Source organism: Microbacterium sp. SGAir0570 (genome assembly GCF_005491085.2).
Lineage (GTDB): Bacteria > Actinomycetota > Actinomycetes > Actinomycetales > Microbacteriaceae > Microbacterium > Microbacterium arborescens.
Genome location: NZ_CP027929.1, coordinates 2,190,235 through 2,211,266, shown reverse-complemented (window position 1 = coordinate 2,211,266; position 21,032 = coordinate 2,190,235). Strand labels below are relative to the sequence as shown.

At 70.2% G+C, this 21,032-nt stretch carries 24 protein-coding genes; 8 read left to right on the top strand and 16 right to left on the bottom strand.

What is annotated here, in order from left to right:
- Positions 1-82: 82 nt before the first annotated feature.
- Entirely contained in the window at positions 83-358 is a 276-nt protein-coding gene (locus C1N74_RS10490) for a hypothetical protein (RefSeq protein WP_181405515.1), read from the bottom strand.
- Positions 359-380: 22 nt separating this feature from the next.
- Complete coding sequence (locus C1N74_RS10485) at positions 381-743, bottom strand: hypothetical protein (protein WP_023954829.1); 363 nt, start codon at positions 741-743, stop codon at positions 381-383.
- A 194-nt stretch (positions 744-937) separates the two neighbouring features.
- Between C1N74_RS10485 and C1N74_RS10480 the strand changes: the two genes are divergently transcribed.
- Positions 938-1,891: a DMT family transporter gene (locus C1N74_RS10480; protein ID WP_064955001.1), complete on the top strand. Its 954-nt coding sequence runs from the start codon at positions 938-940 to the stop codon at positions 1,889-1,891.
- 5 nt (positions 1,892-1,896) lie between these two features.
- On the opposite strand, the gene C1N74_RS10475 is transcribed toward C1N74_RS10480, so the two are convergent.
- The 6 genes from C1N74_RS10475 to C1N74_RS10450 are packed head-to-tail and all read right to left on the bottom strand — an operon-like array spanning position 1,897 to position 7,890.
- Positions 1,897-2,871, bottom strand: a complete 975-nt coding sequence (locus C1N74_RS10475; protein WP_023954825.1) for an NAD(P)-dependent oxidoreductase — start codon at positions 2,869-2,871, stop codon at positions 1,897-1,899.
- Positions 2,868-5,543, bottom strand: a complete 2,676-nt coding sequence (locus C1N74_RS10470) for an alpha/beta fold hydrolase (RefSeq protein ID WP_306460397.1) — start codon at positions 5,541-5,543, stop codon at positions 2,868-2,870. The genes C1N74_RS10475 and C1N74_RS10470 overlap by 4 nt, the downstream gene beginning before the upstream one ends.
- A complete protein-coding gene (locus C1N74_RS10465; protein ID WP_064955000.1) occupies positions 5,540-6,634 on the bottom strand; it encodes a 3-oxoacyl-ACP synthase III in 1,095 nt (364 codons plus the stop codon). Before C1N74_RS10465 ends, C1N74_RS10470 begins: the two co-directional genes overlap by 4 nt.
- Positions 6,635-6,686: 52 nt before the next feature.
- A complete protein-coding gene (locus C1N74_RS10460) occupies positions 6,687-7,115 on the bottom strand; it encodes an ImmA/IrrE family metallo-endopeptidase (RefSeq protein ID WP_071917909.1) in 429 nt (142 codons plus the stop codon).
- Positions 7,105-7,470 (bottom strand): helix-turn-helix domain-containing protein, encoded by a 366-nt coding sequence (locus C1N74_RS10455; RefSeq protein WP_071917910.1) that lies wholly within the window; start codon positions 7,468-7,470, stop codon positions 7,105-7,107. Before C1N74_RS10455 ends, C1N74_RS10460 begins: the two co-directional genes overlap by 11 nt.
- 54 nt (positions 7,471-7,524) lie before the next feature.
- On the bottom strand, positions 7,525-7,890 hold the full coding sequence (locus C1N74_RS10450) for a helix-turn-helix domain-containing protein (protein ID WP_137750503.1): 366 nt from the start codon (positions 7,888-7,890) through the stop codon (positions 7,525-7,527).
- Between the two features lie 83 nt (positions 7,891-7,973).
- Here C1N74_RS10450 and C1N74_RS10445 point away from each other — a divergent pair, with 83 nt between their 5' ends.
- Complete coding sequence (locus C1N74_RS10445; RefSeq protein WP_071917912.1) at positions 7,974-8,216, top strand: helix-turn-helix transcriptional regulator; 243 nt, start codon at positions 7,974-7,976, stop codon at positions 8,214-8,216.
- A gap of 5 nt (positions 8,217-8,221) precedes the next feature.
- Here C1N74_RS10445 and C1N74_RS10440 read toward each other — a convergent pair whose 3' ends face one another.
- Both C1N74_RS10440 and msrB read right to left on the bottom strand, forming a co-directional pair.
- Positions 8,222-8,758 carry a nitroreductase family protein gene (locus C1N74_RS10440; RefSeq protein ID WP_064954996.1) on the bottom strand — a complete coding sequence of 179 codons (537 nt, stop codon included), beginning with the start codon at positions 8,756-8,758 and terminating at the stop codon, positions 8,222-8,224.
- The gene (gene msrB, locus C1N74_RS10435) at positions 8,755-9,162 is read right to left on the bottom strand and encodes a peptide-methionine (R)-S-oxide reductase MsrB (protein WP_023954808.1); all 408 of its coding nucleotides are present in this window, start codon (positions 9,160-9,162) and stop codon (positions 8,755-8,757) included. The genes C1N74_RS10440 and msrB overlap by 4 nt, the downstream gene beginning before the upstream one ends.
- A gap of 66 nt (positions 9,163-9,228) precedes the next feature.
- Between msrB and C1N74_RS10430 the strand changes: the two genes are divergently transcribed.
- From C1N74_RS10430 to groL, 5 genes are all read left to right on the top strand, one after another.
- Positions 9,229-10,224 carry a DUF2332 family protein gene (locus C1N74_RS10430; RefSeq protein ID WP_114599003.1) on the top strand — a complete coding sequence of 332 codons (996 nt, stop codon included), beginning with the start codon at positions 9,229-9,231 and terminating at the stop codon, positions 10,222-10,224.
- A gap of 9 nt (positions 10,225-10,233) precedes the next feature.
- A complete protein-coding gene (locus C1N74_RS10425; protein WP_023954805.1) occupies positions 10,234-10,476 on the top strand; it encodes a DUF3263 domain-containing protein in 243 nt (80 codons plus the stop codon).
- Between the two features lie 29 nt (positions 10,477-10,505).
- Complete coding sequence (locus tag C1N74_RS10420) at positions 10,506-11,090, top strand: LytR C-terminal domain-containing protein (RefSeq protein WP_103842403.1); 585 nt, start codon at positions 10,506-10,508, stop codon at positions 11,088-11,090.
- A 121-nt stretch (positions 11,091-11,211) separates the two neighbouring features.
- The gene (locus tag C1N74_RS10415; protein WP_023954799.1) at positions 11,212-11,415 is read left to right on the top strand and encodes a cold-shock protein; all 204 of its coding nucleotides are present in this window, start codon (positions 11,212-11,214) and stop codon (positions 11,413-11,415) included.
- A 174-nt stretch (positions 11,416-11,589) separates the two neighbouring features.
- Complete coding sequence (gene groL / locus C1N74_RS10410) at positions 11,590-13,209, top strand: chaperonin GroEL (RefSeq protein ID WP_023954797.1); 1,620 nt, start codon at positions 11,590-11,592, stop codon at positions 13,207-13,209.
- Positions 13,210-13,269: 60 nt separating this feature from the next.
- On the opposite strand, the gene C1N74_RS10405 is transcribed toward groL, so the two are convergent.
- The 3 genes from C1N74_RS10405 to C1N74_RS10395 form a co-directional block, all read right to left on the bottom strand.
- Positions 13,270-13,557, bottom strand: coding sequence for a WXG100 family type VII secretion target (locus C1N74_RS10405; RefSeq protein ID WP_023954795.1), 288 nt, complete (start codon positions 13,555-13,557; stop codon positions 13,270-13,272).
- 134 nt (positions 13,558-13,691) lie between these two features.
- Entirely contained in the window at positions 13,692-15,380 is a 1,689-nt protein-coding gene (locus C1N74_RS10400) for a cell wall metabolism sensor histidine kinase WalK (RefSeq protein WP_023954793.1), read from the bottom strand.
- A 112-nt stretch (positions 15,381-15,492) separates the two neighbouring features.
- Positions 15,493-16,185: a response regulator transcription factor gene (locus tag C1N74_RS10395; protein ID WP_023954791.1), complete on the bottom strand. Its 693-nt coding sequence runs from the start codon at positions 16,183-16,185 to the stop codon at positions 15,493-15,495.
- A gap of 88 nt (positions 16,186-16,273) precedes the next feature.
- Between C1N74_RS10395 and C1N74_RS10390 the strand changes: the two genes are divergently transcribed.
- On the top strand, positions 16,274-17,278 hold the full coding sequence (locus C1N74_RS10390; RefSeq protein WP_137750502.1) for a CPBP family intramembrane glutamic endopeptidase: 1,005 nt from the start codon (positions 16,274-16,276) through the stop codon (positions 17,276-17,278).
- A 24-nt stretch (positions 17,279-17,302) separates the two neighbouring features.
- Here the strand turns inward: C1N74_RS10390 and C1N74_RS10385 are convergent, their stop codons facing one another.
- From C1N74_RS10385 to C1N74_RS10375, 3 genes are read right to left on the bottom strand one after another with little or no spacing between them, the layout of a single operon-like run.
- Positions 17,303-18,946: a DNA repair helicase XPB gene (locus C1N74_RS10385; protein ID WP_064954991.1), complete on the bottom strand. Its 1,644-nt coding sequence runs from the start codon at positions 18,944-18,946 to the stop codon at positions 17,303-17,305.
- Between the two features lie 60 nt (positions 18,947-19,006).
- Complete coding sequence (locus tag C1N74_RS10380) at positions 19,007-20,734, bottom strand: helicase-associated domain-containing protein (RefSeq protein ID WP_137750501.1); 1,728 nt, start codon at positions 20,732-20,734, stop codon at positions 19,007-19,009.
- A gap of 1 nt (position 20,735) precedes the next feature.
- On the bottom strand, positions 20,736-21,011 hold the full coding sequence (locus C1N74_RS10375) for a hypothetical protein (protein ID WP_023954783.1): 276 nt from the start codon (positions 21,009-21,011) through the stop codon (positions 20,736-20,738).
- Positions 21,012-21,032 lie beyond the last annotated feature (21 nt).

The window sequence follows — 21,032 nt, the reverse complement described above, 5'->3', positions numbered from 1 at the left end:
GAGACTGACATGGCCCGACGACATCCCGACGTGGTCTGGCTCTCCGCGACGCGACCAAGCGGAGCCGGCCGGACCGGCGACGTCAGTGCTTGCGAATGTTGACGAGCTGCCAACCCTCGGGCACCTTGGCGAACAACGCCTCCCGGTCGTCGGCCTCGATGTCGCGCAAGCCGTCGCGGCGCTGATAGGTCGCGGTCGCCTTGAGCTCGCTGCTGCCCTTGATCATCTGCACCGGCGCGGACACGAGGTCGAAGCCCTCCGGGACGGCAGCCTGTGCCTGATCCCGGATCTCCTCGAGCGAGTGACCTGCGAGTTCGACGGTGGTGTTCTCGACGCGACGAATGGTGCCCACGTACATGGGAACCAGCCTAGGCTGCGCGTCAGCCGCGGCCGATCGCATCGGCCCGGTCGTGCAGCGCCGCGTCGTGGCCGACGCGGCTGCGCGGAGGGGGTTCCGGGGTGAGGTAGAGGCCGCCGCCGGAGTTGGCGACGGTGGTGAGGGCCTCGAGCCAGTCCCGGTTCAGCTGCGGCGGGCGATGCCCGTGGTACTTGAACACCAGGTCGGCGTTCTGATGGATCCAGACGGACCGGCGCCCGTCGCCGATGCTCACGTCGTCGCGCCAGGTGAAGAAGAAGCGCTCGTTGCGACGGAGCTTCGACCCGATGACCTGTTGCAGGTGCGCGAGAGCACGGTCCTCGATCTCGACCTTCGTGTTGCCGTTGCCGTAGATGAATCGCCCCATGATGGCTCCCGAAGAGGAACGATTCGCGAGTCGGCCGCCGCACTGAGGGGGGATATGCGGCGTGTGGACCGCGCCCGCGAATCGTTCCCCGTTCTCCTCATCCACGGTCTCGGTTCGTCCCACCAGCGTCAAGAGGGGGCGCGTGCAGCCCGCACGGTTCGTGGCGCGGTGCCTCCTGATGCACTATTGACCGAGTGACCGATCAGAATCGACCCCCGGCTCTGCCGCTTGGTGCGGCGATCGCCGCAACAGTGTTGGTCGGCGTCCTCACCGCCGTTCAAGCTCGTATCAACGGTGCGCTCGGCGCGGCGATCGGTGATGGGTTCGTCGCGGCGTTCATCTCGTTCGGAAGCGGTCTGGTGCTGATCCTCGTGGGCACCCTGCTCGCCCCCACCGGCCGGCAAGGACTCCGACGGCTCGTCGCGGGCGCGGGGCGCAGCATTCCCGTCTGGATGCTGCTGGGCGGGCTCGCGGGCGCTGTGACGGTCGCCACCCAGGGGCTCACCGTCGCCACGATCGGGGTCGCGCTCTTCACGGTCGGGCTCGTGGCGGGGCAGACGGCAGGTGGCCTGGTGCTCGACCGCGTCGGGTATGGACCGGCCGGCGTCGTCGCCGTGACCGTTCCCCGGCTGGCGGGCGGTCTGCTGGCGATCGTCGGCGTCGTGCTGTGCGCTCTCGGCCAGCGCGGCGAGCCCGTCGCCTGGTGGATGCTGGCGCTGCCGCTCGTCGCGGGAGCCGGCATCGCCTGGCAGCAGGCCACCAACGGCCGGCTCCGGCAGGAGCTCGGCAGCCCGCTGTCGACGACGGTGGTGAACTTCGCGGGAGGATCGATCGCGCTCGGCATCGCAGCGGCGGTGAGTGTGACGGTCAACGGGATGCCGGGGGCGCTGCAGGCCGAGCCCTGGATGTACCTCGGCGGTGCGACGGGCGTGGTCTACATCGTGATCTCGGCGGCGTTGGTCAAGCGCACCGGGGTGCTGCTCCTCGGCCTCGGATCCGTCGTCGGACTCCTCGCCGCCTCGATCGTCCTCGACGCGATCGCGCCGCCCCCGTCCGGACCGTCGCTGCTGGCTGCGACCACGGCCGCCGCGGTCGCCTTCGTCGGCGTCATCATCGCCGTCGTTCCCTGGCGGCGCCGCGTCCGCTGAGAGTCTCAGCGGTGTGCGGCGTAGTGCTCCGCGAGTCGTGAGAGTCCTTCATCGATCGAGACGGTCGGCGCCCACCGCAGGTCGCGCCGGATCTCCGTCTGATCGAACCAGTGCGCGGTCGACAGCTGCTCGGCGAGGAAACGCGTCATCGGCGGCTCGTCGGCGCCGGGACGCACGTCCCAGACCTTCTCCACGGCGGCTCCTGCCGCACGGGCGACGGCAGCCGGCAGGCGCAGCTTCGGCTCGGGGGCTCCCGCTGCGCGGCAGATGCCCGCCATCAGGTCGCCCACGGGTCGCGGTTCGCCGTTGGTGAGCACGTAAGCGCGACCGCCGACGGCGTCCGCTCGCTCCAGCGCGGCCACGATGCCCGACGCAGCGTTGTCGACGTATGTGGTGTCGATGAGGGCCGTGCCCCCGTTCAGGAGCGGCAGCGTGTGCCGTCGAGCGCGAGCCACGATGCGCTCGATGAGCTGCGGGTCGCCCGGGCCCCACACCAGATGCGGCCTCACGGCGACGACGCGCATCGCCTCGGAGTCGCGTCCGAGTGCGATCAGCTCGGCCTCGGCCTTCGTTCGCGCGTACTCGCCGCGCGCGCGAACGGGGTCGGCGGGATCGGCCCCGGCGCCCGCGAGAGCGGAGCCGGCGTGAGCGACGGAGGGGGAGGAGACCTGCACGAAGCGCGACACTCCCGCCGCTGCGGCGGCATCGAGGAGGGTCGTCGTACCCCCGACGTTGACGTCGTGGAACTCGCGTCTGTCACCGGCGAGCGACACTTTCGCGGCGAGGTGGACGACGGCATCCGCGCCCGCCAGGGCATCCGCCACGGTGGTCGCATCGGTGACCGATCCCCGGATGTCGTGCGCTCCGGTGACGCCGGACGGGCGGCGCTGCAAGGTGCGCACCTCGTGCCCGGCGGAGAGCAGGTCCGCGACGACAGCGCGACCGAGAAAACCGGATGCGCCGGTGGCCAGGACGATCACGGTGCGCTCGGCTTCTCGCCGGCGAGCACGCGCTCGGCCCACGCCGCCAGGCGCGACCGGTCGATCTTGGAGTTGTGCCGGATGTCGGTGGGCAGGGCAGGCACGACGAGCACGGCAGCGATCGCGGAGTCGGATGCCGCACGGATGCGCTCGGCCAGTGCCGACGGGGCGAGGCCGGGCCGGCGCGCCCCGGGCGTCGTCTCGACGACGGCGACGCACACCTGGCGGCCCCGGGGCCCGACACCCACGACGGCCGCGCGGCGGACGCCCTCGACCCTCTCGATCTGCTGCTCGGGACCGACCGGGGTCACGGGCCCGTCACTCGTGACGACGACATGGGGGAGCCGCCCCTCGACCCAGAGCCGACCCTCGGCGTCGAAGTGACCGACGTCTCCGGTGCGATGCCAGCGGCCGGGGTGGGAGCCCGTACCTCGCACCGCCTCGCGATCGGTCGCCCACAGACGGTGGTAGCCGCGCTTCAGGTGGGGCGCCGAGACCACGATCTCGCCCGTGACATGCGGTGTGTCCGAGAGGTCGCCGGTTGCACGGCCATCGGCGTCGAGGCCGGAGACGCGGACCGTGCCCGTGCCGATCGGCGTGCCCACGCAGACGCCGGCGTCGGGCGCCGACTGCGTTCGCTCGAGCTCGTCGAGGGTGACGTCGGTGACGAGCAGGCACTCGGTCATGCCGTACGGCGTGTGAGCTTCGGCTTCGGGCATGAGCTCGTGCGCCTGGCGCAGAAGGCCGATGCTCACGGGCGCGCCGGTCGAAAGGAACGTGCGCACCTGCGCGAGCGCTGCGCGATCGTCGGTTGTGAGCGCATCGGCCGTCGCGCAGACATTCGCCACGGCCGCGGGAGAGAGGAACACGATGCGCGCACGGGAGGCGCGGACCGCTTCGGCGACCGCGGTCGCCGTGAGCGTGCGCGGCGCTGAGACATCCATGCGCGGCGTCGCCGATCGCGTGCCGAGCGCAGGACCCAGCAGGGCGAAGGGGGCGAAGCCCGTCACCAGCCCGACATCGGGGGTGACGTCGAAGTGCGATCCGAGGGTGTCGCGGAGCGCGGCGAGCTGCGCGTGGGTGTACACGACACCCTTGGCGGGGCCGGTGGAGCCGGAGGTGAAGAGGATCGCCGCTTCGTCGTCGGCAGACGGCGGCGCCGGCACCGCGCCGCGAGAACCCGAGGTGGCTATCTCGGCGAGCGAGGCCTCGACGCCGAGCGCACGGGCTGCCGGGGCGGGCAGATTCGGAGCCGAGATGCGCCGGCCCGGCCACCCGAGTGCGCGTGCGGCCGCGAGGCCGGCCTGCTCGCCGATGACGAAGGCGGGCTCGGTGCCGCGGACGGCGCGAGAGAGCCCGCGGATTCCCAGCCCCCGGTCGGCGACCACCACGACGGCGCCGATGCGCAGGCACGCGTAGAGCACGGCGGTCAGCGTCGGACCGGGCTGCACGAGCAGCGAGACCCGGTCACCGCGTCGGATTCCGAACGCCGCGAACCCCGCGGCGAGGTGATCCACACGCTGCGCGAGCTCGCGCCAGCTGACGTCCAGCGGCTCCCCGCCGACGCGTCGGGTGAGATCGACCACGGCGGTGTCGTCGTCGTCGCTGCGGTCGAAGAGTCGCTGCCAGATCGGGACGAACGCGCGAGCGTCGTCGTCCGCATCCTTCTCGTCGGCGGGGATGCGGCGCTCACCCACGTCACGGGCGTCAGTCGCGTCACCGGAGGACAGGCCGTTGTCGTCGAGCCAGTCGAGCACGACGTCCGCGTACGGGCGCTCCTCCGCGAGCATGTGTCCGGCACCTTCGAAGCGGTGCACGTCGGCGTGCGGAAGGCGGCGCGCGAGGTCGTCGAGATGGTGCTCGCCGAACACCGGGTCGCGCGGCCCGCGCAGCAGCAGGGCGGGCACCGTCAGGTCGACGAGGCCGCCTGCGAGCTCGTCGAGGGCGGGAGTGCTCGGATGCTCGGGCGTGGCGGGGATGTCGGCGACGAATGCGCCGATGCCGCGCCGCAGTCCGCTCGACGTGTACGGCGCCCGGTAAGCGGCACGCACCTCGGGAGCGAGCGGAGGATCGGCCAGCGCGAGGGTCGTGTCGAGGAACGCGGTCGTCTTGATCGTCGTCGTGGCCAGCAGCGATCGGGCTCCCGCGACGCGCAGGGCCGAGGGCAGTGGCATCCCGGCGGGGTGATGCACCGCGGTGTTGAGAACGGCGACGGCGTCGACGCGGTCGCGATGGCGCACGGCCCATCCCAGCGAGATCGGGCCTCCCCAGTCGTGGCCGAGGGTGACGAGCGTGCCGGTGATGCCGAGCTCATCGATCAGCGCACCGAGGTCGTCGATGCGCTGCGGCAGGCCCCGCGTCAGTGTCGTGCGCTCGGAGTAGCCCATCTCGAGCTGATCGACGGCGACGATGCGCCACGCCGGTCCGCCGGCCCGTGCGCGCTGCAGCGACGCCGCGACGAGGGCGCGCCACAGATACGACCAGGTCGGGTTGCCGTGCACCGCGACGATCGTCCCGACCGGGGTGATGCCCTCTCGCTCGAGCAGCGGAGCGGTGTCGAGCAGGTGCCAGCGTCGCTGCGATCCGGCGTCGGCGCCGACACCGGCCACGACGCGGGTCGTCGAGACGCCGCCCTCGATTCCGGGGAGCTCCCGCGGCGCCACCGGGGTCACCAGGCGAGCTCCAGCATGCTGGTGTTCAGCCCGGAGCCGACACCCATGAGCAGCACGCGATCGCCGCGCTGCAGCGTCGCCTTCTCCGCATCCAGGGTGATGGGGATGGACGCCGGTCCCACGTTGCCCAGTTGGGGATACGTGACCGGAACGCGGCGGCGATCGAGGCCGACGGCCTTGACGATCGCGTTGGTGTGCACCGATGAGACCTGGTGCGTGATGTAACGGTCGATGCTCGACCACGAGAAGGTCGACTGCGCTTCTTTCCAGGCGTCGACGACGAGCGCCAGACCGCCCTTGAGGAGAGCCTTCGCATCGGTGAACATTCCGTCGACGCTCCCGACGCACAGCTCGTGGAACTGCGTGGCCGCGCGGGTCACGCCGCCGACGATGCGATGTCCGCCGGGGTTCTCGCTCGCACGCCCCAGCACGGCGGCGGCGGCGCCCGAGCCGAGGGTGAGCGAGGCGAACTCGCTCATGAACCCGTTGCGGTCGAGGCCGCCGCGATTGAGTCGCTCGACCGTGTTGACCTGGATCTCATCGGCGTCCTCGCCGTTGACGATGATCGCGTAGTCGATCTGGCCCGATTGGATCATTCCCGACGCGAGGCTCATGCCGTTGATGAAGCCGAGACAAGCGTTGGCGACGTCGAAGTTGATGGCCGAGGTGGGCAGCCCGAGCCCGTGGTGAAGTCGCACCGCGACGGAGGGCTCGAGATGCTTCCGCGACACCGAGGTGTTGATGAGCAGGCCGATCTGGTCGGGACGCACGCCCGCCTCGTCGAGCGCCCGGCGCCCCGCCTGGATCGTCGCGTCGTCGGAGGACTCGCCCGCAGCCCAGTTGCGTCGCTCGTTCACGCCCGCGACCCGGCGCAGAAGGCCCGGCTTGAGTTTGAGCTGCCGCAGCACGTCCGACAATCGGTCCTCGATCGCGTCGGAAGAGGTGACGCGGGAGGGGAGGACACTCGCGACCGAAAGGAGGGCGACGTCGTCGTAACGAGTGGTGGCGTTTCCGTGCAATGCGACTCCCGCGGTGTCTCCGGTGGCCAGCGGCTTCTGCCTCCGACCCGCGCTCGAGGCGCATCCGGGCATCCGTCGATTTTACGTCTCGACGCATGCGGTCGGCTGCATGCGGAACGCTGTGCTACCGGGAAGCGCTCGTCGGGATGCCCGGCATGCGAAGGGCGCGCGGATGTCGGAGCGTGCGTTGGAAGGCTCGGATCAGGTCGACGGTGACGTCGAGCTCGAGGGCCATCGCATCCACGTGACCGTCGTGGATGCTCTCGGCGCGCGCGTAGTCGTCGACCGACACCAGCGCCCGTGCCGCCCATTCGTCGGCCCGCGTCTCTTGCCGTTCGGCGTGGTGCGGGTCGCGAAGCGGCACGTCGCCGTAGACGGCGTGGGCGCACTCGTGTGCCAGGACCGACCGGTGGAGGCGACGGGCCATTCCCGGCCGGAGCCGGACGATCCGAAGCCCGTGCTCGTACTCGCCGTCGCGGTCGGGAGGCAGATCGACGATGGTCACGCGTACGCCGAGAAGATCGAGTGTGTCGAGAAGCTCGTCATCCGTCACCGTCGTCCCCTCCGCGGTCGTCGTGTGGCGCTTTGGCCACCGCCCGCTCAGTATCGCGTGAGGGTCCGACATCGATGCGGGGGACGGAAGCCGCGTCGAGGGCCCGGCCAGGCTGCTGTCCCGGCACGTCGACGACCTGGGTGATGGGGACGCCGACCGCGCGGCACACCGCGTCGAGTTGGTCGAGCGTGAAGACCTTCTTCGCGGCGAGCACCCGCGACAGCTGCGAGGACGACATACCGGCTCGCGCGGCGATGTCCGACTGACGCAGTCCGCGGCGGGCGATCTCAATGGAGAGCAGGTGCGCGACATGACGACTGAGCGGGCCGGGTTCCGGGGTCTTTCCTGAGGGCACGTGCCAAGTCTGGCGGAGTTGTCGCCATCGTGTCCGCCCGTCCGGAGCGGCGTGTCATCCGCGACCGTCGTCCCCGCCGAGGTCGTCCTGCGGCGCTTTGGCCACCGCGCGCTCGGTGCGGCGCGCCGGTCCGACATCGATGGGTGCGATGCGGTCGGTTCGGTTGGCGTGCCGCGCCTGCTCGCCGGGCATCACGACGACCTGCGCGATGGGGATGCCGACGGCGCGGCACACCGCGTCGAGTTGGTCGAGCGTGAAGACCTTCTTCACGGCGAGGACGCGCGACAGCTGCGAGGCCGACATGCCCGCCTGTGCGGCGACGTCTGTCTGCCGCAGTCCGCGGCGGGCGATCTCGGCGGCGAGCAGGTTCGCGACATGGTGGCTGAGCGGGCCGGGTTCCGGCGTTCTTCCTGTGGGCACGTGCTAAGTTTGGCGGAACCATTGCCATGTGGCAAGCGTGTCAATAGTGTTGCCATATGGCAGACGGCTTGCTAAGCGCTCGAGTGGCTCGGTCCATCCGCGCGGTCCTCGCGGATGAGCGGTTGACGCAGGAATGGCTGGCTGAGGCGAGCGGCATCCCGATGCGAACGCTCGCGCGCCGCCTGCATGTGCGGCGTCCGTCGGCCATGTCGATCGAGGAGCTGGCACGGATCTCGGCGGCCCTCGATGTCGACATGTCCGACCTGCTCGATGACAGTCGCCTGAGAACGCGGCGGGTGCGGTCAGGCGGGCCGCCGCCCACCTGACGCGTTCAGGGCATCGGGCTGAGGAAGTCGTCGGCGTCGATCGTCTTGCGTCGGCCCGAGTCCCGGTCTGCGGGCTTGCCGCCCACATAAAGCCACCCGAGCAGTTCCTCGCGCTTACCGAGTTTGTGCGCCTTCGCGACGGCTTTGGAGCGCGTCGCGCCCCCGGTGCGCCAGAACACGCCCCAGCCCGCCTCGTCGAGCAGCAGGCTCAGCATGTGCGCGACGCCGGACGCCACGGCCTCCTGCTCCCACCGCGGGACCTTGCTCTTCTTGCTGTAGCTGGCGACGACCGCGATGAGCAGCGGAGCGCGCATCGGCTTCGTCGAGACACCGCGCTTGCCCTCGGCCTTGTTCAGCGCGCGGCCCAGCCGCGTGCGCCCGTCGCCTCTGATCTCGATGAGCCGCCACGGGCGCAGCGAAGAGTGGTCGGCGACACGCCCCGCGGCGGAGACCAGCCGCGCGAGCTCCTCGTGCGAGGGTGCCTCGTCGGTGACCTTCGACCACGACCGGCGTGCGCCGGCGGCCTCGAAGGCTCCGGTCACTTCTCCTGCTCGGGGGTGAACGACAGCGACAGCGAGTTCATGCAGTAGCGGTCGCCGGTGGGCGTGCCGAAACCATCGGGGAACACGTGGCCCAGGTGCGAACCGCAGTTCGCGCAGCGCACCTCCGTGCGCACCATCCCGTGCGAACGGTCCTCGATGAGCTCGACCGCCTCGGGGCGCACCGACTCGTAGAAGCTCGGCCACCCGCAGTGCGAGTCGAACTTCGTGCCGCTCTGGAACAGCTCGGCGCCGCAGGCGGCGCAGGTGTACAGGCCCGCGCGGCTCTCGTCGAGCAGCTCGCCGGTCCACGCGCGTTCGGTGCCGGCCTGCCGCAGCACCGCGTACTGCTCGGGGGTGAGCTCCTCGCGCCACTGCTCGTCGGTCTTGTTCACGGAATAGGTCATGTCTGCTCCTTCGCCTCGTCCTATTCAACTCGACGTTGGGGGTCGATGTTCCCGGAGAATGTCCTCATGTCCGACGAGTTCGCCGCCGTGATCGAGCGTTACCGGCGTTTCGCCGCAGACGAGGCTCCGGGCCGCTCCGAGCTGTACGCCGACTGGGCGTGGCGCGTCGTCGAGGATCCTGCCCTGCAGGAGGTGCTCTCGCGCCTTCCCGCGAACCGCCGCCAGCCGCCGCTCGTGTTCGCGGTGTGCCGGCTGCTCGGGTCGGGCGACGTCGATGCCCCAGCGTGGGCCGCTTGGGTGCTGGCGCATGCCGAGGCTGTGGTCTCGGAGAGCCTCGCGCGCTCGGTGCAGACGAACGAGCCCTTGCGCTGCGCGGCACTCCTCCCGACGCTCTCGCGGGTGACCGGCCCGATCGCGCTGCTGGAGGTCGGGGCGAGCGCGGGGCTGTGCCTGTATCCCGACCGCTACTCGTATCGATATGTCGGCGTAGACGGAGGCGAGGTGCGGCTGGATCCGGTGACCGGCGTCTCGGACGTCGAGCTCGTCAGCGCGGTTGCGGGGGAGCGGATGCCGCAGGTGCGGCATCCCGACATCGTCTGGCGTGCCGGCATCGACCTCGCCCCGCTCGACGTGCGCGACCCTCGCGACGTCGACTGGCTGGCTCGGCTGGTCTGGCCCGGCGAGAACGGACGGGCGGATCGGATCCGCGCGGCCGCGGCGGTCGCGGCATCCGATCCGCCCCTCCTGTTCGCCGGAGACGCTCTCGACCTTCTGCCGGAGGCCGCGGCTCTCGCGCCGGCGGGGGTGACGCTGGTGATCACCACTCCCGGCGTCCTCGTCCACATTCCGCGTGAGCGTCGTTCGCGGGTGATCGAGCGCGCCCGCGATCTCGGGCGATGGCTGACGATCGACGACCCGGCGACCCACGACGCGTGGTCGAGGGTGCCGAGCGACTGGCGGGGTGGCTTCGCCGTGGCGCTCGATGGCGAGATCGACGCGGCAGCCGACCCGCTCGGGCGGTGGTGGGAGTGGCGTCCCGGATCCGAGCGACCGCGGTCGTAACGTGGAGGAGTGGCACTCTCAGATCGCGACCGCTCGATCCTCGACTTCGAGGCGCGTTGGGGTGCCCACAGCGGCGCGAAAGAAGAGGCCGTGCGCGCCGAGCTCTCGTTGAGCCCGGCGCGGTACTACCAGCTGCTGGGGCGCATCATCGACTCGCCTGATGCGGTTTCGCACGACCCCATGCTGGTGCACCGGCTGCGGCGCATGCGCGCGGCTGCGGAGCGTTCGCGCGCCGAACGCGCGGCCATGTGACGCGGAGCTTGGCCAGATAGCATTCCTCCGTGCCGACAACGACATACCCGAAAGACCGTTTCGACGAGCTCCCTGCCGACACCACCCGAGTCGGCGCCCACCGGGCGGAGAACCCCCGGCTCCGTGCCGGCGTCGTTCTGGCCTGGGCCGCGGGCGCGGTTCTCGTCCTGGTCGCGGTGGGCATCGTCGGCACGATGATCGTCACCGGGCGGATCGCGCTCTTCCCGGCGGAACCGACCGCCACGGCTGTGGTCCAAGCCCCCGTGGAAGCCGATCCGGTGGTCGATACGTCCTATCCGGTGCTGATCCTCAACGCCACCTCCGAGCGCGGCTTGGCGACCGCCCTCCGCGACACCGTCGTCGGCGCAGGGTGGAACTCGGATGTCGTCGACGCGGGTGACGCCAGCACTCATGACTTCGCGACGACCACGATCTTCTACGTCAATGCGGAGGACGAGGGCGCTGCGCGAGGTCTCGCCCAGGTCATCGGGGGTGCGGACGTGGAGATGAGCGAGGCATACGCGGGCCCCGACGCGGCCGACGGCAACCCCAGCAAGCAGCTGACCGTGGTGGTCGGCGAGGACCGGGCGGGCGGCTCTTCCGAGGGTGAATGAGGGGGCGTGTTTCACGCTCGTGAAATTCTCGATGCGGCCGTGTCAACAGTGACCGGAAGCGCCGGGTCAGGCGGAGCGCCCTGCATACGATGACGCTGTCGCACAGCATCAGGAGATTCGCATGACACAGGGCACCGTCAAGTGGTTCAACGCCGAGAAGGGCTTCGGCTTCATCACCGTGAACGAGGGGCAGGACGTCTTCGTCCACTACTCCAACATCGAGATGAGCGGCTTCCGCGTGCTCGAGGAAGGGCAGGCGGTCGAGTTCACCGTGGGGACGGGGCAGAAGGGTCCGCAAGCGGAATCGGTGCGCGTCGTCGCCTGAATCGCACCACTCGCACAGAGCGCGCCGCCATCGCGGCGCGCTCTGTCGTTTCCCGGTCCGGTCGCCGACGGGGCGGCTTGCACTCCCCATGGGCGAGTGCCAGAATGGCTTTAGCACTCACGTTCATCGAGTGCTAAAGACTGTTCTCCACCGTCCGGGAGGGACGACACACACATGGCAAAGATCATCGCTTTCGACGAGGAGGCCCGCCGTGGCCTCGAGCGCGGCCTGAACACGCTGGCCGACGCCGTCAAGGTGACGCTCGGCCCGCGCGGTCGCAACGTCGTGCTCGAAAAGAAGTGGGGCGCCCCCACCATCACGAACGATGGCGTCTCGATCGCCAAGGAGATCGAGCTCGACGACCCGTACGAGAAGATCGGTGCGGAGCTCGTCAAGGAGGTCGCCAAGAAGACCGACGACGTCGCCGGTGACGGAACGACCACCGCGACGGTCCTCGCTCAGGCGCTCGTTCGCGAAGGCCTGCGCAACGTCGCAGCCGGCGCGGACCCCATCTCGCTCAAGAAGGGCATCGAGAAGGCCGTCAAGGCCATCACCGACCAGCTCCTCGCCGACGCGAAGGAGGTCGAGTCGAAGGAGCAGATCGCTGCCACCGCTTCGATCTCGGCCGCTGACGCCTCGATCGGCGAGCTGATCGCCGAGGCGATCGACAAGGTCGGCAAGGAAGGCGTCGTCACCGTCGAGGAGTCGAACACCTTCGGCACCGAGCTCGAGCTCACCGAGGGCATGCGCTTCGACAAGGGCTACATCAACCCTTACTTCGTCACGGACCCGGAGCGCCAGGAGGCTGTCTTCGAAGACCCGTACATCCTCATCGCGAACCAGAAGATCTCGAACATCAAGGACCTTCTGCCCATCGTCGACAAGGTGATCCAGGAGGGCAAGGAACTCCTCATCATCGCGGAGGACGTCGAGGGCGAGGCTCTCGCGACGCTGGTGCTCAACAAGATCCGCGGCATCTTCAAGTCGGCTGCCGTCAAGGCCCCCGGCTTCGGCGACCGCCGCAAGGCTCAGCTGCAGGACATCGCGATCCTCACCGGCGGCCAGGTCATCACCGAAGAGGTCGGCCTCAAGCTCGAGAACGCCACCGTCGACCTGCTCGGCCGTGCGCGCAAGGTCATCATCACCAAGGACGAGACCACGATCGTCGAGGGTGCCGGTGACTCGGCTCAGCTCGAGGGTCGCGTGACCCAGATCCGCCGCGAGATCGACAACACCGACAGCGACTACGACCGCGAGAAGCTCCAGGAGCGCCTCGCGAAGCTCGCCGGTGGCGTCGCCGTCATCAAGGCCGGAGCTGCGACCGAGGTCGAGCTCAAGGAGCGCAAGCACCGCATCGAGGACGCTGTCCGCAACGCCAAGGCAGCTGTGGAAGAGGGTGTCGTCGCCGGTGGTGGTGTCGCTCTCATCCAGGCCGGCAAGAACGCGTTCAACGGTCTCGAGCTCTCGGGCGACGAGGCGACCGGCGCGAACATCGTCAAGGTCGCGATCGAGGCTCCGCTGAAGCAGATCGCTCTGAACGCCGGCCTCGAGCCGGGCGTCGTCGCCAACAAGGTCGCCGAGCTCGAGATCGGTCACGGCCTCAACGCCGCGACCGGCGAGTACGGTGACCTCTTCGAGCAGGGCATCATCGACCCCGCCAAGGTGACGCGCTCCGCGCTGCAGAACGCCGCGTCGATCGCCGGCCTGTTCCTCACGACCGAGGCGGTCGTGGCGGACAAGCCGGAGAAGACCCCGGCTCCCGCGGGCGACCCCACGGGTGGCATGGACTTCTGATCCATCGCAGACAGAACGGCCCCTCCTTCGGGAGGGGCCGTTCTGCGTTTCCGTGGCGGGTCAGCGAAAGAGGCCGGCGGCCGCAGCCTCGGCGTGCAGATACTGCTGGCCCGCGGCATCCAACGCCGATCCGATGTCGCCGAGCGCCGCTTCGACTTCGCGCTGGGCGGCGCGCCAGCGCTCGACGACCGCCTGGAACGCGAGTGCGGCGCTTCCGGTCCACGACCCCTGCAGCTGTGTCAGCTGCGCCATCATGGCGCCGGTGTCGCTCTCGATGCGCCCCGAGGTGGCTCGGATGGCGGCGGTGGCACTCGCCACGGCGTCGCTGTCGATGGAGAAGATGGCCATGTCGCTCCTTGCGTCGTGCGATGGGATGCCGACACGCTAGGGCCCCTCCCACCGCCTGCGGTCGCAGGCCGGGCGGACGGGGGAGAGAGCGACGCTGGGCGCTGCCGGGGGAGGAGCCGCGCCCCTCATCCCGCTCAGCGCTCGTCGCGCAGACGCGGCAGCGGCTGGGTCTCGATCCAGAGGTGCTCGGCGGCCTCGCGGCGATCGGCCAGGGGGAATGCGACGCGGAACGTCGCGCCGCCGCCGGGCGTAGCCTGGACATCGATCGAGCCGTGCAGCGCCTCGACGATCGACGCGACGATCGACAGGCCGAGGCCGGACCCGCCGGTCTCGCGCGTGCGCGACGTGTCGGCGCGCCAGAACCGCTGGAAGATCTTCTCGCGCAGCGGTTCCGGGATGCCTTCGCCGTGATCGATCACCGAGATCCATCCCATGCGGGCGTCACGGTCCAGGCCCACGGCGATCTCGATCGGAGTGCCCTCGGGGCTGTAGCGCCGGGCGTTGCCGATGAGGTTCGCTACGACCTGGCGGATGCGGTTCTCGTCGCCGAGCACGACGGGGACGAGCGGCGGCTCGGCCGGCTGCAGCAGAGGCTTCGTGTCGGCGGCCGCGGCGGACGAGGTGCTCGCCGACGCGGCATCCGCCTTCCGCGACGTCGAACCCGACTCCGATCCCGAGCGGGCGCCGCGGTCGTCCTTCGGACGTCGCCGCAGGCGGGCGAGCGTCTGGCCCGTGCGATTGCGGGCGCCGCCGGAGCGCTTGGCCGTCGCCCCGGCCCCGGTGTCCGTCGGCAGATCCACGGTCAACGTCTCATCGGAGTACTCGATCACCGACACCTGGCGCTCGGGAGCTGCGGCTCGCGTGTCGAGCGCCGCATCACGGGCGATCGGACGCAGGTCGACGGGAGTGATGACCAGGTCTCGGCGTTCGTCGAGGCGCGCGAGGGCCAGGAGGTCCTCGACGAGGCCGCTCATCCGGACGGCCTCCTTCTCGATCCGCTCCATCGACTGCGCGGTGTGCTCGGCGTCGGTGATCGCACCCATGCGGTACAGCTCCGCATATCCGCGGACCGTCACCAGCGGCGTGCGCAGCTCGTGGCTGGCGTCGCCGATGAACCGCCGCATCTGCTGGACCGTGGCGTCGCGCTGGGCCAGGGCGGTGTCGATGCGGTCGAGCATCGCGTTGATGGCGATCTTCAGCCGGCCGACCTCGGTGCCGGGAGAGATGTCGCCCATGCGCTGGCTCAGGTCGCCGGCCGCGATCGTCATCGCCGTCTCCTCGACCTGGCTGAGGCTGCGGAAGGTGAGGGTCACGAGCCAGCGGGTGCCGAGAGCACCGGCCACGAGGATGAGGGCGGCGATCACGGTGTAGATGCTGATGAAGTTCGCGACGGTCTGCGTCACCGAGGTCAGCGGCAGCGCGACGAGCTGCGTGTAGCTCTCTCGCGATCCCTCAGGCTGGAGGATGTCGACGCTCGCGTGGAAGGTCCCGTTCCCCTGGCGGGCGGGGAGCTCGAACGGCTCCGTTCCCTTGACGAGCGTTCGATCGAGAGGGAACGAGGCGGGAAGATCGGGGCGGATCGACTCGGGCCCGCCCGCCACCGACAGCAGCTCGCCCTCAGCGCTGTAGATCGCCACGACGAAGGTGGTCGGCGCCGGGGACTCCTTCGCCTCGAAGAGGGCGATTCCGTCTTCGACGGAGACATCCATCACCGTGCTCGCCAGGTCAGTCGGGGCCAGCGACCGCAGGCTGCCGTCGAGAGCCGCGACCTGAGCGTTGCGGAGGAAGATCATCGTTCCCACGCCCGCCGCGATCAGCCCCATCGCCAGCAGGGTGACGATGACGCCCGTGACTTTCGTGCGCAGGCTGATGCCGCGCCACCATCGGGTGACGCCGTCGTTCGCGGAATCGCTCAGGCGTCTGCGCTCCCGCGGATCACGCCGACTTGTCGGCCTTGAGCATGTAGCCGAAGCCGCGCTTGGTCTGGATCAGCGGCTCGGAGGAGTGCGGGTCGATCTTGCGGCGCAGGTAAGAGATGTAGCTCTCGACGATGCCGGCGTCGCCGTTGAAGTCGTACTCCCACACGTGATCGAGGATCTGCGCCTTGCTCAGCACGCGGTTGGGGTTGAGCATCAGGTAGCGCAGCAGCTTGAACTCCGTCGGCGACAGGTCGATCGAGACGTCCCCGACCTGCACATCGTGCGTGTCCTGGTCCATCGTCAGCTCGCCGGCGCGGATGATCGACTCCTCGTCGGCCTGCATCGTGCGGCGGAGGATGGCCTGGATGCGGGCGACGATCTCGTCGAGGCTGAAGGGCTTCGTGACGTAGTCGTCGCCGCCGGCGTTGAGTCCCTCGATCTTGTCCTCGGTCTCGTCCTTCGCGGTGAGGAAGAGGATCGGCGCGGTGTAGCCCGCGCCCCGCAGGCGCTTGGTGACGCTGAAGCCGTTCATGTCGGGCAGCATCACGTCGAGCACGATCAGGTCGGGCTCCTCCTCGAGCACCGCCGAGATCGTCTGCGCTCCGTTGCCCACGGCGCGGACCTGGTATCCGGCGAACTTCAGCCCGGTGATCAGCAGGTCACGGATGTTCGGTTCGTCGTCCACGACGAGAATGCGCGGTGCTGTCATAGGCCCATACTGGCACCGGATCCCATCGGTTTGCTGGATATCGCGCCGCAGCGGGTCGACCTGGTAAGGGTCGCGAGAGGATGGAGGCATGCCGCGTCCGATCGATTCCGACCGTCTCGCATTCCACCGGCTCGTGTTCGCACGTCGTCGCTCGGGATGGTGGACCCCGCTCGCGGTGGGCGCCCTCGGCATCGTCCTGTACCTCGTCATGGTGATCGTGGTCGCGCTCGCCGCCCTGCTCATCGCGTTGTCGAGCGATGACGCGGCACGCGCGCTCAACGACGTCCTGCGCGATGGCGGAGCGCTGGATGTCGGCGACCCGCTGTCACTGCTTCTCGGCCTCGGCGCGATCGCGCTGCTGCTGCCCGCGTACCTGCTCGCGTCGCTCATCGTCAACGGTCGTCGCCTCGGGTTCGCCTCCGCCGTCTTCGGGCGGTTGCGCTGGCGCTGGCTGCTCGTCTGCGTCGCGCTCGCCGTCGTCATGGCGGTCGTCGTCACGGTCGTCACGGCGCTGCTCCCGGCCGAGGAGGGCGCAGCCGCACTGACGCCGCCGGCGGGCGCGACCCTGTGGCTGAGCCTGCTCGTGGTCGTCCTCGTCGTTCCGGTCCAGGCCGCAGCCGAGGAGTACGTCTTCCGCGGCTACCTGATGCAGGCGATCGGGCGGTGGCTGCGGCATCCGCTGTTTGCCATCCTGCTTCCCGTTCCCCTCTTCGTCATCGGGCACCTCTACGACCCCGTCGGTCAGGCAGCCGTCGCGCTCTTCGCGATCGCCGCGGGCTGGCTCACGTGGCGCACGGGCGGACTCGAGGCCGCGATCGCGGTGCACATCGTCAACAACCTGCTGGCCTTCGCGACCGGAATCGCTGCGGGAGCCGACCCGACGGCGGCGGATGTCGGCTGGGTGAGCTTCGCCACCTCGACGTTGCTGCTCGGGGGCTACTGCCTCGCCGTCGAGTACGTGCTGCGGCGCCGCCCGATCGTGCGGACCTACGCCCTTCCGCGCACACCGCTGCCGGCGCCGATCCCCATGCCGACGCCGACGGCGACCGTGCCGCTTCCGGGCGAGCCGACGCCCGAGCTCACGAAGCCCTGACTCGGCCGGCGCGCGGCGACCGGCTCAGGCCGCTTCGAGCTTCTCGGCGTCGAGGATCGTGTAGCTGTACCCCTGCTCGGCGAGGAAGCGCTGCCGGTTCTGCGCGAAGTCCTGGTCGACGGTGTCGCGAGCGATGAGCGTGTAGAAGCTCGCGGTGTGACCGTTGGACTTCGGACGAAGCAGGCGTCCGAGCCGCTGGGCCTCCTCTTGGCGGGATCCGAACGACCCCGAGACCTGGATCGCGACGGAGGCGTCGGGCAGGTCGATCGAGAAGTTCGCGACCTTCGAGACGATGAGTACGGGGATCTCTCCCGTGCGGAACGCCTCGTACAGCTCCTCGCGCTCGTCGACGGGGGTCGACCCCGTGATCTTCGGTGCCCCGAGCGCGTCGGAGAGCACGTCGATCTGATCGAGGTACTGCCCGATCACGAGGATCTGCTCGCCCGCATGCTTCGCGACGAGGTCGCGGACGACGCCGATCTTCGCGTGTGCGGTGGCCGCCAGGCGGTACCGCTCGTCGTCGGCCGACGCGGCGTACTCGAGGCGATCGGACGCCGGGAGGTCGACGCGCACTTCGTAGCAGACCGCGGGGGAGATGAAGCCCTGGGCCTCGATCTCCTTCCAGGGGGCGTCGAAGCGCTTGGGGCCGATGAGGCTGAACACATCACCCTCGCGCCCGTCCTCACGCACGAGGGTGGCGGTGAGGCCGAGGCGGCGTCGCGCCTGCAGATCGGCGGTCAACTTGAACACCGGCGCGGGAAGGAGGTGCACCTCGTCGTACACGACGAGACCCCAGTCGAGCGCATCGAGGAGCGCGAGGTGGGCGTACTCGCCCTTCCGCTTCGCGGTGAGGATCTGGTAGGTCGCGATCGTGACCGGCTTGACCTCTTTCGACTGACCGGAGTACTCGCCGATCTCCTCCGGCGTCAGGCTCGTGCGCTTGAGCAGCTCGTTGCGCCACTGCCGCGCGCTGACGGTGTTGGTCACGAGGATGAGCGTGGTGGTCTTCGTGTCGGCCATCGCCGCGGCCCCGACGAGCGTCTTGCCCGCGCCGCAGGGGAGCACCACCACACCCGAGCCGCCCTCGGTGAAGATGTCGACCGCCTTGCGCTGGTAGGGGCGCAGGCTCCAGCCGTCTTCGTGCAGCTCGATCTCGTGGGGTGTGCCGGGGGTGAAGCCGGCGAGGTCCTCCGCCGGCCAGCCGATCTTCAGCAGCTCCTGCTTGATCTGGCCGCGGGCCCAGGCGTCGATGACGTACGTCTCGGGCGTGGGGTGCCCCAGCAGCAGGGGCTGGATCCGCTTGTTGCGGGTGACCTCGGCCAGCACGGCCGCGTCGTTCGAACGCAGCACGAGCGTGCCCTCGTCGTCGCGTTCGATGACGAGGCGTCCGTACCGGGTGACCGTCTCGCGGATGTCGGTCGACACCGACGGCGGCACCGGGAAGCGCGACCACCGATCGAGCGTCGCGAGCATGTCGTCGGCGTCGTGCCCCGCGGCGCGGGCGTTCCACAGGCCCAGCCGGGTGATGCGGTAGGTGTGGATGTGCTCCGGGGCGCGTTCGAGTTCGGCGAATATCGCGAGCTCGTGCCGCGCATCCTCCGCGCTCGGGTGGGCGACCTCCAGCAGCACGGTGCGGTCGCTCTGGACGATCAGGGGGCCATCAGCCATAACGAGCAATCGTACCGGTGCTGAACGGGCATCGGCCTGCGCGGCGAGCGGCGACCGAGCTCAGGTCAGACGCGCCGAGACGATGCTCGACACCGGCAGGGTGCGCTCGACATCCGATGCGCGGTCGCGGCCGCGGAGACGACCGCCTCCGAGGCCGGTCGCCTCGAGCACGAAGTCGCGCGTCGTGCCGTCCGGCAGCCGCACGCTCACCTCGATCACCGCCCGCGCCTTGACGGCCTGCTCGAGCTCGCGCCCCAGCCACGCGGCATCCGCGTCGTCGGAGGAGTGAGCGCGGCGCATACGCTCGACGAGTGGCGCATACGACGCGTCGTCGGCACCCGCCGCCGTTCCCGGTGAGGAATCGGTCAGGCGGGCGCGGTCGAGGATGCGCACCTGTCCGTCCGCGTCGACCGCGGCGACGGGATAGCGGGCGTCGCTCAGCATCCAGAAGACGGCGTCCACCGAGCTGCGGCTGATGAGCCGGTCACCGTCGCGGATGAGACCGAGCGGGCGCAACGCCTGGTCCACCGCGAGCGTGTCGAGAGCAGTCGGCTCGGATGCGGTGACCTGGGTACGGCCGGTCGCATCGGTCCCCACGCGCAGGCGCCCGTGGCGCTGCGCCGCGCGCTCGAGCTCGTACGCCAGCGGCTGCGGCAGGCCGGTCAGCGAGATCGCGGTGAGGAATTCGGCGAGGGATGCCGGATCCTCTCCGGCCGCGAGCGCCGCTCCGATCGATTCGGCGGAGAACCGGTAGGTCGACGCCTGCGCGCGCGATTCGCGTCGCGCCGCCCGGCGCAGCCGCGCATCGATCGCGGGTTCGAGGGGTCCCGGGGCGATCGCGGTGAGGTCGTTCTGGAGGAAGATGCGATCGACCTCGCCGGGCAGGTGCGCCTGCAGGGTCTCCCGGTCGACGTCGCCGCCGTCCGCCATCGCCGTCGCCCATGCTGCCGGTCGGCCCGAGGCGTCGATGATCGCCCAGAGCCGCCACTGCGCCGCGAGGCGGCCGGCCCGGGCCGGCCACTGAGGATCGAGCGGGTAGGCGAGGTGCCATTCGGCCGGCGGCCGCCAACCGCCGTTCTCCGTGCGCAACGCGGCGGGGAGGGCGTCGCGGAGGTGCGACGCGGTCTCGACCCAACGATCGACCGATCCGCGCAGGAGCCACGCGCTCCCGTCCGTCGTGACCCGCCATTCCCGGTCCACCGCTCTCAGCAGCCCGGCGTCGAGACCGATGCCGATCACGAGGTCGACCGTCGCGGCATCCGCCACGGCTCCCGCATCGACCAGCCGGCGGCGATCGCCGGCGCCCAGAGTTCCGGCGCCGGTGCGTCCGAGGGGTGACGGCTGTGTCAGCGAGAGAACGTCGGCGAGCGACGAGAGCGCGGTGAAGGCTCGTTCGGCCAGCTGCGCGTCATCCTCCGCGGCAGCTCCCGCGGTCGCCGGATCCGGGGTCTCGGGTCGCGAGAGGTCGCGCCATGCGGCCGCCGCGCCGGCGTAGGGCAGGCCCTCGGGGGAGACGAGTCCGAGGTGCAGCAGCTCGTCGCGTGCCGTGCCCGGGGGCACCGGCTCGTCCGAGGCGACGGCCTGATCCATGGCGTCGACGAGCGGCCGAGACAGCAGCGGGGCGGCCTTCGCCACCGCCGTGGGGTCGAGCAGCGCTTCGGCGGCGTCGAAGAAGTCGGCCCACGCGGCGTCGGTCGAGACGCGGCGTCGACGCAGGAGTGCCGTCAGGACGTCGTCGTCGACCGTGGCGAGCCAGCTCGCGAGGGCACGGGCGTCGACAGGAGACACGTCACCGGCCCTTGTTGGCCCGGCTCCGTCGGATGAAGGTCATGATGAGCACCGTCAGCAGCAGGGCGAACGCGATCGGCGGGGCGATCCACACGATCGCGCTGACCGTCGGCCACACCCCCGAGCCGAAGTCCGCCTGCTCCATGCCGGTCGCGGTGCCGATGATGATCGCGAAGAAGCAGACGATCGCCAGGATCAGCAGTCCCAGCGACATGAACGCGAGGATGCGGTCTATACGGCGGACCGGAAGGTCGTCGCCCGTGCTGCGCGTGCTCATCCGCATCAGCGTAGCGCTTCG

What these genes read in the sequence shown, in the direction of transcription:
- C1N74_RS10490 (WP_181405515.1), bottom strand. Translation starts at nt 358, where the DNA reads ATGTACGTGGGCACCATTCGTCGCGTCGAGAACACCACCGTCGAACTC.
- C1N74_RS10485 (WP_023954829.1), bottom strand. Translation starts at nt 743, where the DNA reads ATGGGGCGATTCATCTACGGCAACGGCAACACGAAGGTCGAGATCGAG.
- C1N74_RS10465 (WP_064955000.1), bottom strand. Translation starts at nt 6,634, where the DNA reads ATGCCCGGATGCGCCTCGAGCGCGGGTCGGAGGCAGAAGCCGCTGGCC.
- msrB (WP_023954808.1), bottom strand. Translation starts at nt 9,162, where the DNA reads ATGACCTATTCCGTGAACAAGACCGACGAGCAGTGGCGCGAGGAGCTC.
- C1N74_RS10430 (WP_114599003.1), top strand. Translation starts at nt 9,229, where the DNA reads ATGTCCGACGAGTTCGCCGCCGTGATCGAGCGTTACCGGCGTTTCGCC.
- C1N74_RS10415 (WP_023954799.1), top strand. Translation starts at nt 11,212, where the DNA reads ATGACACAGGGCACCGTCAAGTGGTTCAACGCCGAGAAGGGCTTCGGC.
- groL (WP_023954797.1), top strand. Translation starts at nt 11,590, where the DNA reads ATGGCAAAGATCATCGCTTTCGACGAGGAGGCCCGCCGTGGCCTCGAG.
- C1N74_RS10405 (WP_023954795.1), bottom strand. Translation starts at nt 13,557, where the DNA reads ATGGCCATCTTCTCCATCGACAGCGACGCCGTGGCGAGTGCCACCGCC.
- C1N74_RS10400 (WP_023954793.1), bottom strand. Translation starts at nt 15,380, where the DNA reads ATGGGGCTGATCGCGGCGGGCGTGGGAACGATGATCTTCCTCCGCAAC.
- C1N74_RS10395 (WP_023954791.1), bottom strand. Translation starts at nt 16,185, where the DNA reads ATGACAGCACCGCGCATTCTCGTCGTGGACGACGAACCGAACATCCGT.
- C1N74_RS10390 (WP_137750502.1), top strand. Translation starts at nt 16,274, where the DNA reads ATGCCGCGTCCGATCGATTCCGACCGTCTCGCATTCCACCGGCTCGTG.
- C1N74_RS10385 (WP_064954991.1), bottom strand. Translation starts at nt 18,946, where the DNA reads ATGGCTGATGGCCCCCTGATCGTCCAGAGCGACCGCACCGTGCTGCTG.
- C1N74_RS10375 (WP_023954783.1), bottom strand. Translation starts at nt 21,011, where the DNA reads ATGAGCACGCGCAGCACGGGCGACGACCTTCCGGTCCGCCGTATAGAC.